Source organism: Polaromonas sp. P1_G2 (assembly GCF_056405515.1).
In genome coordinates, this window is sequence record NZ_JBFUBY010000842.1 from 1 (window position 1) to 537 (window position 537).

Genomic DNA, 537 nt, shown 5'->3' on the forward strand with positions numbered 1-537 from the left:
CAAGAAGGCCGCGGGCGCGAAATATGGCGTGGCGACATCGACCGGTCCTGTCCTTCCGGTCTCGTTCACTGGCGTCGTCGGCGAGCGCAAGTCGAATTTCAACACGTTCAAGATCGACGGCCTGCCGCCGGAGATCACCGTCCGTGTCCAGACCGGCCCGGCGCTGAACGGCACGGATCTGCGCGATGCCACCGGCAAGATCCAGTTCGGCCAGTTCACCAACCAGATCGAATACCAGGATGCCGGCTCGGCCATCAACAACGAGGTCAAGAAAAAGATTCTCGCCGGCGTCGATCCCAATACTCTGACCGGCAAGACGGTCAGCGTCGTCGGCGTCTTCAAGCTGATCAATCCGAAGAACTGGATTGTCACGCCGGTGAGGTTCGACGTCAAATGAGCGAGGTCGTCGAAAACGGACAAAGGGGTGAAGTCGTGCTGGCCGCGCGCAATGTCGCCAAGTCCTATGGCAGTATCCATGCGCTGAAGGGCGTCAATTTCGACATCCATCGTGGCCAGGTGACGACGTTGTTTGGAGAG

The 537-nt window shown here is 59.4% G+C and carries 1 protein-coding gene; it reads left to right on the top strand.

Going from position 1 to position 537, the window contains the following annotated elements; translation table 11 throughout:
- Window positions 1-397, top strand: a 397-nt coding sequence (locus AC1D0P_RS27920; protein WP_477679701.1) for a DUF2291 family protein, incomplete at its 5' end; no start/stop codon positions are given.
- Window positions 398-537 lie beyond the last annotated feature (140 nt).